This is a genomic window from Pseudomonas sp. 9.3L, from assembly GCF_058536285.1.
The window spans coordinates 2,572,941-2,585,844 of the sequence record NZ_JBZUBK010000001.1 but is presented as its reverse complement, the minus strand read 5'-3'; the positions used below and the strand labels follow the sequence as shown (position 1 = coordinate 2,585,844).

Annotated in this window: 12 protein-coding genes; 10 read left to right on the top strand and 2 right to left on the bottom strand. The window is 62.2% G+C overall.

What is annotated here, in order from left to right:
• Positions 1–84: 84 nt before the first annotated feature.
• Genes rbsK through AC4LE2_RS11835 form a run of 3 tightly spaced genes read left to right on the top strand, consistent with a single transcriptional unit; the run spans position 85 to position 3,464 of the window.
• On the top strand, positions 85–1,005 hold the full coding sequence (gene rbsK, locus AC4LE2_RS11845; protein WP_491828119.1) for a ribokinase: 921 nt from the start codon (positions 85–87) through the stop codon (positions 1,003–1,005).
• Between the two features lie 57 nt (positions 1,006–1,062).
• The gene (gene fucP, locus AC4LE2_RS11840; protein WP_491825949.1) at positions 1,063–2,394 is read left to right on the top strand and encodes an L-fucose:H+ symporter permease; all 1,332 of its coding nucleotides are present in this window, start codon (positions 1,063–1,065) and stop codon (positions 2,392–2,394) included.
• A complete protein-coding gene (locus tag AC4LE2_RS11835; RefSeq protein WP_491825948.1) occupies positions 2,391–3,464 on the top strand; it encodes an aldose 1-epimerase family protein in 1,074 nt (357 codons plus the stop codon). The genes fucP and AC4LE2_RS11835 overlap by 4 nt, the downstream gene beginning before the upstream one ends.
• Before the next feature lie 16 nt (positions 3,465–3,480).
• On the opposite strand, the gene deoR is transcribed toward AC4LE2_RS11835, so the two are convergent.
• Positions 3,481–4,284: a DNA-binding transcriptional repressor DeoR gene (deoR, locus tag AC4LE2_RS11830; protein ID WP_491825947.1), complete on the bottom strand. Its 804-nt coding sequence runs from the start codon at positions 4,282–4,284 to the stop codon at positions 3,481–3,483.
• A gap of 81 nt (positions 4,285–4,365) precedes the next feature.
• Between deoR and deoC the strand changes: the two genes are divergently transcribed.
• From deoC to AC4LE2_RS11795, 7 genes are all read left to right on the top strand, one after another.
• Positions 4,366–5,049 carry a deoxyribose-phosphate aldolase gene (gene deoC, locus AC4LE2_RS11825; RefSeq protein WP_491825946.1) on the top strand — a complete coding sequence of 228 codons (684 nt, stop codon included), beginning with the start codon at positions 4,366–4,368 and terminating at the stop codon, positions 5,047–5,049.
• A gap of 212 nt (positions 5,050–5,261) precedes the next feature.
• A complete protein-coding gene (locus tag AC4LE2_RS11820; RefSeq protein ID WP_491825945.1) occupies positions 5,262–6,026 on the top strand; it encodes an enoyl-CoA hydratase/isomerase family protein in 765 nt (254 codons plus the stop codon).
• Positions 6,027–6,174: 148 nt separating this feature from the next.
• The gene (locus AC4LE2_RS11815; protein WP_491825944.1) at positions 6,175–7,239 is read left to right on the top strand and encodes an ABC transporter substrate-binding protein; all 1,065 of its coding nucleotides are present in this window, start codon (positions 6,175–6,177) and stop codon (positions 7,237–7,239) included.
• 12 nt (positions 7,240–7,251) lie between these two features.
• Positions 7,252–8,310, top strand: a complete 1,059-nt coding sequence (locus tag AC4LE2_RS11810; RefSeq protein WP_491825943.1) for an ABC transporter ATP-binding protein — start codon at positions 7,252–7,254, stop codon at positions 8,308–8,310.
• Complete coding sequence (locus tag AC4LE2_RS11805; RefSeq protein ID WP_491825942.1) at positions 8,307–10,010, top strand: ABC transporter permease subunit; 1,704 nt, start codon at positions 8,307–8,309, stop codon at positions 10,008–10,010. Before AC4LE2_RS11810 ends, AC4LE2_RS11805 begins: the two co-directional genes overlap by 4 nt.
• A 3-nt stretch (positions 10,011–10,013) precedes the next feature.
• A complete protein-coding gene (locus AC4LE2_RS11800) occupies positions 10,014–11,558 on the top strand; it encodes an AMP-binding protein (RefSeq protein WP_491825941.1) in 1,545 nt (514 codons plus the stop codon).
• 101 nt (positions 11,559–11,659) lie between these two features.
• Positions 11,660–12,463 (top strand): IclR family transcriptional regulator, encoded by an 804-nt coding sequence (locus AC4LE2_RS11795; RefSeq protein ID WP_491825940.1) that lies wholly within the window; start codon positions 11,660–11,662, stop codon positions 12,461–12,463.
• Between the two features lie 47 nt (positions 12,464–12,510).
• Here AC4LE2_RS11795 and AC4LE2_RS11790 read toward each other — a convergent pair whose 3' ends face one another.
• A complete protein-coding gene (locus AC4LE2_RS11790) occupies positions 12,511–12,885 on the bottom strand; it encodes a hypothetical protein (RefSeq protein WP_491825939.1) in 375 nt (124 codons plus the stop codon).
• Positions 12,886–12,904: the final 19 nt, after the last annotated feature.

Sequence of the window (12,904 nt, the reverse complement as noted above, 5' to 3'; positions counted from 1 at the left end):
AAATAACAAAAATAACGACGCTCGATGCGCGTGCAGGCCCTGGCGCCACTGCCCGCAGGTATCGAGTACAAGGTAAAGACCCTCATGAACAAGATCGCAGTCATCGGCAGCAACATGGTGGATTTAGTCACTTATATCGACCGCATGCCCGCTCAGGGAGAAACCCTGGAAGCACCGGAATTCGCCATGGGCTGCGGCGGGAAGGGGGCCAACCAGGCCGTTGCCGCCGCCAGGCTTGGGGCTGAGGTGCTCATGCTCACCAAGATCGGCGACGATATGTTCGCAGACAACACCCTGGCCAATTTTCGCAAGCACGGCATCGACACGCGCTTCGTCCAACGCGTCCCGGGGGTCTCCAGCGGGGTAGCGCCGATCTTCGTGCAGCGCGACTCTCACAACAGCATTCTTATCGTCAAAGGCGCCAACGCCCACCTTACGCCTGCAGATATCGACGCCGCCCAACAGGCCCTCTGCGAGTGCGGGCTCATCGTGTTGCAGCTGGAGATCAACCTGGACACCGTGTACCACGCCATCGACTTCGCAAAACGCCATGGCATTCCGGTACTGCTCAACCCGGCGCCGGCCGTGGCGGGGCTAAGCCAAGCGCACCTGGCGCAGCTGGATTTCTTCGTGCCTAACGAAAGCGAACTGGCGCTGATCACGGGCCGCCCGGTCAATGGCGCCGAGAGCGCCCTGCTGGCAGCCCGTGAACTCACTGGCCAGGGCATTCGCCACGTGATCGTGACCCTGGGGGAAAACGGCGCGCTGTACGTCGGCGAGGAGGGTGAATTTCATGTGCCTGGGCGCCGGGTCGAGGCCCAGGACACCACTGGCGCCGGCGATGCCTTCATCGGGTGCTTCGCACACACTTGGAGCCAGTACGGGAATATCCGTGAAGCGATGATTCAGGCCGTTGCCTACTCGGCCTGCTCCGTGACCGGCCGCGGCACCCAAAGCTCATACCCCGATGCAGAACGCTTCGCCGCCTTTCTTACCCGCGCATAACCGCTCGGCTGCCTACCCCTGAGCCTCGTACCTGTTTACGCTTTCTGGAGAACAACAATGATAAAACCGCCGCTCCAACAGTCGCCGGATGGCTTTTACCTTAACCGTACCCCCTGGTTCGCGTTCTTGCTGCTGTGCAGCATCTTCGCGCTCTGGGCCGCTGCAGCCAGCATGAACGATGTGCTGATTGCCCACTTCAAAAAGGCCTTTCTGCTAAGCGATTTTCAGACCGCCTTCGTGCAGTCGGCGTTTTACCTGGGCTATTTCTTCGTAGCCATGCCAGCTGCGATGGTGGTACGGCGGTTTAGCTACAAAACCACGATCCTGATCGGCCTGCTGCTGTACATGTTCGGCTGCATGCTGTTCTTCCCCGCAGCCTCCACCGCCAAATACGGCATGTTCCTGCTGGCGTTGTTCGTGATCGCGGCGGGGCTGTCGTTCCTGGAAACCGCGTGCAACACCTACTCCACCCTCATGGGCCCACGTGAGACCGGTACGCGCCGGCTGAACATCTCTCAGACCTTTCACCCCTTCGGCGCCATGACCGGGGTGTACGTGGGCAGCTTCGTGATGTTCAAGGACACCGATGCCAGCCGTGAGCAACTCACGCAAATGAGCGCCGCCGACGCCGCGATCCAGCAGTTGCAGATGATCCAGTCCACCTTGCTACCGTACAAGTGGATGATTGCCGTGCTGATCCTGGTGTTTATCCTGGTGGCAATCACCAAGCTCCCTGCGTGCAAGGGCAATAACCAGGCTCAGGTAAAAACCCAAGGGTTTGGCCAAAGCCTGTCGCGCCTATGGCGTAACCCTCGCTTCACCTTTGGTGTGCTGGCGCAGTTTCTCTACGTGGGTGCCCAGGTGGGCGTGTGGAGCTTCACCATTCGCTTGGCTATGCAAATGGGCGGGATGAATGAGCGCAGCGCCTCCTGGTTTCTGCTCACCACGTTCGCCGCGTATTTCGTGGGCAAGATGGTCGCCAACCTGCTGATGCGCAAGATGCATCCGGCCAAGGTTCTGGCCTTGTATGGGGTATTGGCCATCGTGCTGCTGGCCTACACCATTCTGGTGCCTAACATCAGTGCCGTGTATGCCGCCGTAGGCGTGAGTATCTTCCTGGGGCCATGCTGGCCGACGATCTACGGCCTGACCATCGAAGGGTTGGGCGAAGATACCGGGGTAGCTGGTTCGCTGCTGGTGATGAGCATCGTAGGCGGTGGGGTGATCCCGATTTTCCAGGGCCTGCTATCTGATGCCACTCATGGCAACATGCAGATCGCCTACAGCGTGCCGCTGCTGTGCTTCGTGGTGATCGTCGCCTACGCGGTCAATTGCATGCGGCATAACCGCAACGTCCAAGCGCCCGCCAGCGCGGTGGTGACCTCATGAACTGCTTTACCGTACCGCTGACCCCCGATCAATTTAACGGGGCTGAAAAAACACTGCTCGAATCCGCTGACTTCAAGGTGCTGGCCTGGACCTACCCCAGCGGCGTCAAGGCGCTTGCCCTGGAAAACGCACGGGGGCGCGTGGTGGCGCTGCCGTATCAGGGGCAAATGATCTGGTCGGCCGAGTTCGATGGCTGTGACCTGACCATGCGCAACCTGTTCTCCCAGCCCAAGCCCACGCCCACCATCATGGGGACCTATGGCTGCTTCATGTTCCATGCCGGCCTGCTGCGTAATGGTTGCCCGGCACCGGAAGACGACCACCCGCTGCACGGTGAAATGCCCTGCGCACCCATGGACCGCGCCTGGCTCGAAGCCGGCGAAGACGAGCAGGGCGCTTACGTGCGGCTGTGTGGAGCCTTCGAATACGTCATGGGCTTTGGCGACCACTACCTGGCCGAACCCACCTTGACCTTGCGGGCAGGCTCGGGGCTGTTTGACGTCGGCATGCAGGTGACCAACCTGGCAGGCAAACCAATGGCCCTGATGTACATGGCCCACCTCAATTACGCCTACGTGCCCGACGGGCGTTTCGTCGAGCCCTTGGGCGCCGTGCCCCGGCGAGTGCGCAGTAGCGTGCCGGCTCATGTAAAGCCCACCAAGGCGTGGAACGCCTACATCGCGCAGTTGAGCGAAGCACCGGAGCGCTTGACCAGCCTGGACACTCCAGAGCTGTACGACCCGGAAATCGTCTGCTTCCTGGCCCGCGTACCGGTGGATGCGACAGGCGACGCGCATTTCCTGCTGGATCACCCGTCCGGGTGTGCGTTCTACACCCGTTACCAGCCTGAGCAGTTTTCCCACGCGGTGCGCTGGATACTGCATAACGCCGACCAGGCGGTCGCTGCGTTCGTATTGCCGTCTACCTGCGAGCCGGAAGGGTACCTGGCCGAAAAAGCCAAGGGCAACGTGCGTGCCTTGGCCCCGAACCAGCGCGCTACCTTCAGCCTGACCACCGGCTACGTCTCGGCGCAGGAGCGCCAGCGCATGGCCTTCGGCAACCCGGCCTGAGCCCGCGCCAGGGCATTCAGGTAGCCACCTGTGTGCCTTGGCGCTCAAGTACCTCGCGGTACGCCTTGGGCAGCTTTTTGTCCGACACCACCACTTGGAACTGCGACAGGTCGGCGAAGTGCGCGGTGCGCACGGCGTCGAATTTGCTGTGGTCGGCCAGGAGCATGGTATGCCGGGCCTGGCGCAACACCTTTTGCTTCACCTCCACTTCATTGAGGTTGAAGCAGGTCACGCCCAAGGTCTCGCTAACCCCGGCCGCAGACACGAACGCCCATGTGAGGCGAAGGCTGTCCAGTACACTCGTCTCGCTGCGGTGCTCGAACACTTGGTTCTTTCGGTGGAAGGTGCCCCCGCAGAGCACAATGTCGCAGTGGGGCTTTTGCTGAAGCTTGAGTAGCACGTTCAGCGAATTGCAGACCGCGGTGAACTCCAAGTCGTCCGGAATGAAATCCACCACGAAAGGCACGGTGGTACCACAGTCGAAGAACACCGTGTCGCCGTGCTTGATAAACCCTGCGGCGACCTTACCAATGCGGCGTTTCTCTTCCACGTGGCGCGTGCCTTGCTCGGTGACTCTGTAATCGCCCGCCTCGGCAGGGTCGAACGCCAACGTGATGTGCCCGCCCAGCAGGTGAAACCGTTCAGAGTGATGATTCAAGTCCCGGCGCAGGGTCATTTCTGACACCTCCAGCAGCGCGGCCATCTCCCTCAAGTGAATAGCCTTCTGGTCTTGCAAGGCTTGTTGAATCAGCTTGATGCGTTCCGATCTCTTAGTGTCCACGCGCAATTCCGTTCGCCCAAAATGTTGTAATTCTACCATTTTTTGGTACTGTATTGACATTGTGCCTGGGGCCTAACACTGTGCCCTGGCCTTGTCATTCATCGAACAGGACCTACCGTCATGAGCACCCCTGCACCTGCTGCACTCGCCCAGTATATCGACCATACGTTGCTGGCGGCGGACGCCACACGCCAACAGATCGCCACCCTGTGCGAAGAAGCCAAGGCGCACGGGTTTTATTCGGTATGTGTGAACAGCGGCTATGTGCCCTATGCGGCGCAACTGCTGCAAGGCCAGGCCGTAAAAGTCTGCGCGGTGGTGGGCTTTCCCCTCGGCGCAGGGCTGAGTGACACTAAAGCCTTCGAGGCTGAGCGTGCCATCGCGGCCGGGGCAGAAGAGATCGATATGGTGATCAACCTCGGCGCCCTGCGTGGCGGCCTGTTCGACGTGGTACAGGCCGACATCGCCGCCGTGCAGGCAGCCTGTGGCGCGGTGCCCTTGAAAGTAATCCTGGAAACCTGCCTGTTGGACGACGCACAGAAATCCCGTGCATGCGAGATCTGCCGTGAGTTAGGCGTAGCCTTCGTTAAAACCTCCACCGGCTTCAGCCGCAGCGGCGCTACCCTGGAAGACGTTGCGCTCATGCGCAAGGTGGTGGGCCCCGAGATGGGCGTCAAGGCCTCTGGTGGCGTGCGCGACTATTCAGCGGCGGTGGCCATGATCAATGCAGGCGCCACGCGCCTGGGCACCAGTTCGGGTGTAAGCATCGTCAGTGGCACCGCGCCGGCAGCGTCCAGCTACTGACACTCGCAACCACCGTACACCCTGGGGTAGGCCGCGCAAGGCGGCACGGCCTCAGGGTGTAGCGCCTGCATTACCCTCGCTGTTACCCCTCTTTCCTCACCTGCTTTGCAGGGCCAACACACGCCAAGTGTGCGGCCAAGGCAAATTAGCGTTGCACGCTTTCTGGGATTTAACTATCGTACTGTGACATTCACTATCGCATTGAGATAAAAATGTCAGACATAGTGCTAGAAGTGCGCGGTTCAGTGGCGATCATTACCCTCAACCGGCCCACGGTGATGAACGCCTGGACCACTCCCATGCGCAATGAAATCATCGACGCGCTGCAGGCGTACGACGTAGACCCTGCGATCAAGGCGGTCATCATGACCGGTGCGGGCGACCGGGCGTTCTCTGCCGGCCAAGACCTGTCCGAAGCCCATGATTTCGATGGTGATCGCGCGGTGGAGTGGGTGTACGAGTGGGAACGCTACTACGCGGTGCTGCGCACCCTGTCCAAGCCCTTGGTGATCGCCCTGAACGGCACGGCGGCGGGCTCTGCCTTTCAGGTGGCACTGCTAGGCGACATCCGGGTCGGCCACCCCGGCGTGCGCATGGGCCAGCCAGAAATCAACTCGGGCATTCCCAGCACTACAGGCCCCTGGATCATGAACAGCATGCTGGGCATGTCGCGCACCATCGAGCTCACCCTCACCGGGCGGCTGATGGACGCCGAAGAGTGCAAGCAGATCGGCCTGATCCACTACCTGGTGCCGGCCGATCACGTGATGCCCAAGGCCTTGGAGATCGCCCAGCAGTTGGCCGACAAGCCGCCTATCGCCATGCGTCTGGACAAGCAGCGCTTTGCGGAAATGAGCGAAGCAGGCTTCAAGAACGCTATCGAAGCTGGCGCGCGCTTGCAGAAGGAAGCCTACGATTCGGGCGAGCCGGCGCGCATGATGGAAGCCTTCTTCGCCAAACGCGCCAATAAGGCCTGACCCTTGCAAGCCTTCGCCACCGCCCCTGGTGGCGAAACACGAACAACAACGGCGGCGGCTATGCACCTCCCCTTGAACCTGCGCCATTTTGCTTCTGCCGACGTCTTTCCAGCCCTCAACGATCACCACATTTTTGTAGGAGTGAGTCATGAGTCGTCCAGAACATCCAGGCCGCCGGCACGTCCTTAAAGCAGGCGCCGCCCTTGCGCTGGCGTGCGGCCTGCCCACCGTGGTACGCGCCGACACCAAGCAGATCATCGTCTCCGACCCCGGCGGCCCCTACACCAACGCCTACCGCAAGGCCTTCTACGACCCGTTCGAGCAGGCCACCGGGATCAAGGTGGTGAGCGTGGCCCGGGAATCTCAACCGGTTGCGCAGTTCTCCGCCATGGTCAAGACGCAGAATTTCGTCTGGGATGTCACCACCCTCACCATCTCGGCCGACATCCCGTACCTGGAGGCCGAGGGCATGCTGGAGCCGATCGGCCTCAAACCCGAGGATTACCCAGACATCCTACCGCAGGCCATCACCCCGAATTACCTGGGCGTAGACGTGTACTCCACGGTGCTGGCCTACCGCACCGATACCTTCGACGCCGGCAAGGGCCCCCAGAGCTGGGCCGATTTCTGGAACGTCAAGGCCTTCCCCGGCCGCCGCTGCTTGCGCCGTAGCCCGCTCGACACATTGGAGCAAGCCTTGCTGGCCGACGGTGTAGGCCTGGACGAGCTGTACCCGCTGGACGTCGATCGCGCGTTCAAGAGCCTGGACAAGATCAAGCCGCACATCGACCTGTGGTGGACCTCCGGCGCCCAGGCCATGCAAGCCATCCAGAGCGGTGAAGTGGACATGATCTCAGCCTGGAACGGCCGCGCTCAGGCGGCCATTGAAAACGGCGCCCCGGTTCACATCGTCTGGAACCAGGGCCTGTACTCCATCGAAGGCTGGGCCATCCCTAAAGGCACGCCACGGGCGGACATGGCCAAGGCGTTCGTGAAATTTTGCGCCGACGCCAAGCGCCAGGCCGCGTTCACCGACACCCTGGCCTATGGCCCCACCAACCGCAAAGCCTTCGACAGCATACCGCCCGAGCGTGCCGCGCTCCTGCCCACGGCTCCCGCCAACCTCAAGGACATGCGCCTGCCCAGCCCGGCTTGGTGGGCAGAGCACCGTACGGCTGTTACCGAACGCTTCAACGCGTGGATCTTGCAGTAAGGGAGTGGATGCATGAGCGTCAAACTGGAAACACGCGGCCTGGGTAAAACCTATGGCGCCTTCGTGGCGCTGCAGCCCACCGACCTTCAGGTGCAGGAAGGGGAGTTCCTCACCCTGCTGGGCCCCTCGGGGTCCGGCAAAACCACGCTGCTGCAAATGATCTCGGGGCTGGTGCTGCCGTCCCAGGGGCAGTTGCTGATCGATGGCAACGATGCCACCCATGCATCACCTGGGGCTCGCGGCATGGGCCTGGTGTTTCAAAGCTATGCGCTGTTCCCGCACATGAGCGTGCGCGACAACGTGGCGTATGGGCTGCGCATGCGCAAGGTGACCAAGGCTGAGGTCAACCGGGCCGTACAGGAGGCCTTGGCCATGGTGCGCATGGAAGATTTCGCCCACCGTTACCCCAATGAGCTGTCAGGTGGGCAACAACAGCGCATCGCCCTGGCACGCTGCTTCGCCTACCGCCCTTCGGTGATCCTGCTGGATGAACCGCTGGGGGCGCTGGACAAAAATTTGCGCGAACACATGCAGCTGGAAATTCGCCGCATGCACAAGGAGCTGGGCGCCACCTTCATCTATGTCACCCATGACCAGGAAGAGGCGCTGACGCTGTCCGACCGCATCTGCCTGATGAACCGGGCACGCGTCGAGCAGTTGGCCACGCCGCTGGCGCTATACGACCGGCCTGCCAGCCGCTTTGCTGCTGAGTTCATCGGCCACTCCAACCTGCTCACCGGGCAGGTGGGCGAGCAGGGCACCCTGACTGTAGAGGGCCGTCGCCTGAGCCTGGCCGGGTGTGGGGGAGCGCTGCCAGCCACGGGCGAGGCAACCTTGCTGGTACGCCCGGAAGCTGCGCAACTGACCACCCCCAGCGACGGGCTGTTAGTGGGCCGCATCGAAGAATGCGTCTTTTTGGGCAGCGACCTTCGCGTGTTGCTGCGCTTGCCCTCTGGTGCGATGTTCAGCGTGCGCTGCGGCCGCCACCTCAACCCGCAGGTGGGCACTGACGCCGGTATTTGCTGGGATGCCCAGCAGTCCATCCTGTTGCCTGAGCAGGGGGCCCTGTGAACATCCGGCGCGGGTTGATTCCCGCCCTTCCGGCGCTGCTGTTTCTTGCAGCCTTCTTTCTGCTTCCAGTCACTGAAATGCTGATGGGGAGCTTTCAGGATGCCAGCGGTGCGTTCAGCCTCGGCAACTTTCAGCGCATCGCCTCTACGCCGGTATACGCGCGGGTACTGGGCATTACCTTCTGGATCTCGGCGGCGACGGCCGTGCTGGCGGTGTTGCTGGCGTACCCGGTGGCCTACCTGCTGACACGGTTGTCGCCTTATGGGCGCGAGCGCTGGCTGCTGTGGATCATGCTGCCATTCTGGACGAGCTACCTGGTCAAGACCTACGCCTGGATGCTGTTGCTGTCGCGCAAAGGCTTCCTTACTACGCTGGCCGCCAACGTCATCGACAACCCTTCCGGGCTCGTGCCTGCACTGTCCGGGGTGCTAGTGGGCATGGTGCACTCGATGCTGCCGCTGGCCGTGGTCACCTTGCTGCCGATCATGCGCACTATCGATCAGCGGCTGATGCCCGCTGCGCAGACTTTGGGCGCCAGCCGGGCCATGGGGTTTTTCAGTATCTTCCTGCCGCTGTCTGCACCGGGTATCGCCGCCGCAACCTTGCTGGTGTTCATCACCAGCCTGGGCTTTTTCATCGTGCCGGCCTTGCTCGGTTCCCCACGGGAAATGATGGTGGCGCAACTGGTGATCTCCTCAGTGCTGGAGCTGTTCGACCTGCACTTTGCCGGGGCCCTGTCGGTGGTGTTGCTGGCCTGCTCGCTGGTGGTGTTTTTGATCTACGACCGGGTGGCGGGGTTGTCGTCGTTGGGCGGTGAAGCGCCTAAAGACCGCCAGTCGGGCCGCGGCCTCTCGCTGTTGATCGGCCTTGGCCATCTGTTCTCGCGGCGTGGCCACGAGCGGCCGCGCTCAGGGGACAGCCGCGTGCTTACGGGCTACAGCGTGGTGCTGGTGCTATTGTTGATCTTGCCGGTGCTCATCGTGGTGCCATTGGCCTTCACCAGCAGCCCGTTCATTGCCTTCCCGCCCAAGCTGTTCAGCCTCAAGTGGTTTGCCGAGTTCTTTACCTCGCCGGTCTGGCAAGCCGCCTTGTTCCGCTCACTGGGGGTCGGGGTGGCTACCGCTCTGCTGGCGCTGGTGCTGGGGTTCGGTGCAACCATGGCGCTCACACGGCTGCCTGCCGGCTGGCGCAAGGCGCTGTTTGCGCTGTTCATCGCGCCGCTGATCGTGCCGCGCATCGTGATTGCCCTGGGCTTGCTGTACCTGTTTTCCCGCATGGGCCTGGCCGGCAAGGACCTAGGCTTGGTGCTGGGCCATACGGTGCTGGCGTTGCCCTACGTGGTGGTCACCTTGTCTGCGGCCTTCAAGCAGTATGACTGGCGCCTGGACGATGCCGCGCGCAGCCTCGGGGCAGGCACCTTTACCCGGTTGCGCACGGTCACGCTGCCGCTGATGAGTGCCAGCCTGGTATCGGCGTTTCTGCTGGCGTTCATCACGTCCTTCGACGACCTCACCATCGCCATTTTCGTCAGTGGCGGGATCAACACCACCTTGCCCAAGCAGATGTGGGACAGCATCCAGCTGGCGCTTACGCCCACGCTGGCGGCGGTGTCCACCACCTTGCTGGCCTTCATCATCCTGTTTGCCGTGATCGCCCAATGGGTGTCTCGCCGCTCACTTTCCAAGCGCCAAGGACTCTGAACGATGCATGCGTATGCCGAGTATTTCCCTCATCGCCTTGTTGATGACGCGCTGGTCACGGCGCCATTGATCCATGCCGGGCTGATGACTGAGGCCACCAGCGTTCACATCGTGTTCGACGGCCGCTCCCTGGATAACCGCACCCTGCGCGAACGCGTCGCAGGCGTGCAAGCCGTACTGGCAGACCGTGGCCTGACCCCTGGGCAGCGAGTCGCGGTCATGCTCAACAACAGCGACGACCAGATCGTGTTGATCTATGCACTGATCCTCAGTGGCCTGGTGTGGGTGCCGATCAATACCAAACTGCGCGGCCCTGGCCTCGACTACCCGTTCGAGCACGCCCAGCCGCAACTGATAGTTGGCGAAGGGGCCTTTGAACCCCTGCTGGAGCAAAGTGCTGCTGCCGAGCTGCCCTATCTGTCCATCGATCAGCTGCGCCAGCAGGGCGCCGAGCAGGGTGGGGCGGCCTTGCTGCTGGTAGACAGCCCGCCTCAGGCACCGTTGTGCCTGATTTACACCTCCGGCACCACCGGCGCCCCCAAAGGCGTGGTGTTTACCCACCGCATGATGCGCATTGCCACCGAAGCGGTGATACAGGTCACGGACGTACAGCCCGGCGACCGTCAGCTTCTCTGGGAACCGCTGTGCCACATCGGTGGGGCGCAGATGCTCTTGCTGCCGTTTCTGGTCGAGGTGCAGTTGCATGTGCTGCCGCGTTTTTCTGCCAGCCAGTTCTGGGCGCAGTGCCTGGCGGCCGGGGCCACGCAGCTGCATTACCTGGGCGGTATCCTGGATATCCTCATGCAGCAGCCTGCCTCCGCATGGCCCGCGCGTCATAGCCTTCGCACCCTCTGGGGCGCAGGCGTGAGCAAGGCCAACTGGGCGGCGGTGGCGGGGCGCTTCAACGCGCAGGTGCGCGAATGCTACGGCATGACCGAGTGCTCCAGCTTCGCTACCCTTAATACCACCGGCAAAGTGGGCTCCATTGGCAAAAGCCTGCCGTGGCTGACGGTAGAGCTACTGGACGCCGACGGCGCGCCGGTACCGGTGGGGGCGCTGGGCGAGATCGTGCTCAGTAGCTGGGTTGACGGTACCTTCTTGCCCGAGTACCTGGACAACCCTGCTGCCACTGCGAGTGCGTTGCGCGAGGGCCGGCTGTACACCGGTGACATGGCCCGTGCCGATGCCGATGGCGACCTGTTTTTCGTAGGCAGGCGCACCGATAGCATGCGGGTGCGCGGCGAGAACGTTTCGGCCTGGGAGGTGGAGCGGGTGTACAGCCAGCACCCGGCGGTTCGTGCCTGCGCAGCGGTAGGGGTGGAATCGGCGGTGGGCGAACAGGAAATCATGCTCTATGTACAGTTCGAACCTGGCGCGCATCTGGAGTGGCCGGCCCTCACAACCTGGGCCGGCGACCGCCTGGCAACGTTCCAGCAGCCACGGTTTTACCAGGCGGTGGAGGCCTTTGAGCTCACCCCCAGCGAGCGGATCAAGAAGCACCTGTTGCCTCGAACCTTCCAGGGTGCGTGGGACAAGGCCGCGAGCTAAGGCACGACAGGGCGGGCGCGACAACCCTTTAGCGAATAGCAATAGAATATCAACGCAAAGCCGAGGATAATTCGGCTCTTCGATTTGAAGTTCCGGATCCCATGCCTAACTCGCGCCCCGCCAGGAAAGCCAACACTGACCCTACGGCGTCATCCCTTTACGTGCAGTCGGTAGAAAAAGCCATGAAAGTACTCATGGCGTTCGACGGTACCCAGCGCACGCTCTCGCTGTCAGAGATCGCCACCCAAACCGGCATGGACTTAAGCTCCGCGCAGCGGTTCACCTACACCTTGGCAGCGCTGGGCTACCTTAAAAAAGACCAGGGCAAGAAGTACGAGCTGTCCCCCAAGCTGCTGGATTTCACCTCGCACTACCTGCAATCCAGCGACCTGGTGAACCGCGCAGGGCCCTACTTGCAGCAACTGAGCGCTCAAACCGAAGAGGCCACTAACCTTACGGTCATGGACGGTGCAGACATCGTGTTCGTACTGCGTATCATCAGCCGGCATGTGTTTAACAACAGCATCATCGCCGGCACCCGGTTGCCAGCCTGGTGTACCGCGCCGGGCATGGCCATTCTCGCCACTTACAGCGATGCTGAAATAAACGAGATCTTCGACCACAGCCAGCTGATCAAGCACACCCCCGCGACCATCACGGACCGTGGCCTGCTCTGGGCGAACATCCAGCAGATACGCGAGCAGCGCTACGCCCACCTCGAAGACCAGTACTTCTATGGGGATGTGTCCACAGCCTCCGCCATCCTCGACGCCAGCGGAAGGGGAATTGGCGCGGTGAACGTAGCGGTCTCCCGCTCACGCTGGGTGGCCGAGCGCGACCTGCGCCGCTACGCCGACCTGCTCATCTCAACGGCCTCGTCGATCTCCAGCAAACGCAAGAGCTGAACGCTGCCTGGCTAGCCCTTGAGGGCTCACATCCGTGCCCTGCGGGGCTACCACGGCTGCAGAGGGCCTGGCACCTTATCCGGCGTAGCTACCTGTACATCAAGGGCCAGGGCCTTTTTGACCAGCAGGTCGATGTCGGCCTGGCTGTTGGCTTCAACCTCCAGCTCACCCACGCTCAGCGTGACCGTGCGCCCCGCCTTGCCTGCACGCCAGGCCAACAGCGCGCGCGGCACCACCGGGTTAGCGAACTGGACAAGCGGGACCCGGTACTGGCCGGATACGTCGCCTTGCGAGTAAACGATGCCGGCGTCATCCAGCGCCTGGGTAATTGCCTGCACCTCGCGTTGACGTTCGGGGCTGACGGAGGAGGGCTCATCGGGGGCGTTGAGGAGGTTGACCGTGACGGAGTGTTGTTCTGACATTGTGGGGGCTCCAGGCGGG